Annotated in this window: 2 protein-coding genes; both read right to left on the bottom strand. The window is 45.3% G+C overall.

All coding sequences use genetic code 11. The features are described 5' to 3' along the window. Positions 1-578, bottom strand: a 578-nt coding sequence (locus ACTHS3_RS13620) for a hypothetical protein (protein WP_440368207.1), incomplete at its 3' end; no start/stop codon positions are given. 39 nt (positions 579-617) lie between these two features. Then, complete coding sequence (locus tag ACTHS3_RS13615) at positions 618-1,157, bottom strand: membrane protein (protein ID WP_049344236.1); 540 nt, start codon at positions 1,155-1,157, stop codon at positions 618-620. Positions 1,158-1,239: the final 82 nt, after the last annotated feature.

Here is a 1,239-nt window from a genome sequence, read left to right as displayed (position 1 = left end):
TCTAAAAAAAGGCTGACTTCATTGTTCAGAAAGAATCGGTCTCGTTTATTGAATTTTTCATAAACCAAATAGAAACGACCCGGTTGGACAAATAGTTTTTTATTGGCACTATTGCCTTTAAATGACCATTTTGCCGCCCAATCGCGAACTTTTGGGGAGAATTGTTCAAAAACGGGATTCGCAAAATTCGGTTTAATAGGCTTCCCGCTTAAACTGTGTTTGTCCAGCAGGTCAGGACCTTCATATCCAATATGATTGCTGTTGCGGGCAAGAATAAGTAATGCAAAAGTTGCTGTAAATACGGCTGTTTGTGCAGCTCTTGCTTTTACCGTATTGGATTTCCGAATAATCATCAAATTCATGCTGCTGGTTGTAGTATCGTCAGAATAACGATTGTGTATTCGGTCAATGACGGTCAGGTTTCCCGAGCGCGTTTTGATGGTGTGGCTGGCAACTTCCGTATAATTTTTCTTGTATTCGGCTTCTGCCTTTTCTTCTGGGGATAAAGGCGTTTTAGATGTCGAAGAACATGCGGTAAATGTGAAGGAAATCAGGGTAAGTAGGATGATTTTTTTCATTATGGTTATTCGTCTAATTGATAAAATATTTTTAATGGATTAAACCTTCAAAACCAATTTCCGATAAAGCCACTCTCCGGCAAATAAGATTCCCATTAACACATAAGACACGATGCCCGTATAAGCCGCCCACCAGTCGTAATATTGCAAGCCAGCCAAAATGGCGGCGGTTGCGCCGTTGAAAATGAAGAAGGCGCACCAGATTTGCGTAACGCGCCGAGTGTGGCGCACGCCTTCGGGGGAAAGGTCGGGATGTTGCAGTCGGGCGAGACGTTCAATGACGGTTTGTTTGGCAAACAGGCTGCCGCCGAAAACGGCAAGCATCAGCGCGTTGACGGCAACGGGATACCAATACATCGAGTCAGGCCGTCTGAAAACCAGTACCGCCGCAAAAAAAGCAGCAAGGATAATCGCTGTAATGCGTTGGGCTGTGGTTTGCGGCATGGCGGCGCGTATCAGCCATAACACACACATAGCCGCTGCAAGCCAGAAAAATGAGCCGTTTTCCCTGCCGTAATACCATAGGAGCGGATACGCGAGACTGGCAAGGGTCAGTAGGAGTTTTCCTAGTATTTTCATGGTTGTGATTGATTTTCAGACGGCCTTGCGGATTGACAAGGCCGTCTGAAAATATGCTGATTCAAAGCGGAATCAGGAATCT

Source organism: Neisseria sp. P0009.S007 (genome assembly GCF_051962515.1).
Note: the sequence above shows the minus strand (reverse complement) of the source record. Positions and strands in the feature narration are given on the sequence as shown.

What these genes read in the sequence shown, in the direction of transcription:
- ACTHS3_RS13615 (WP_049344236.1), bottom strand. Translation starts at nt 1,157, where the DNA reads ATGAAAATACTAGGAAAACTCCTACTGACCCTTGCCAGTCTCGCGTAT.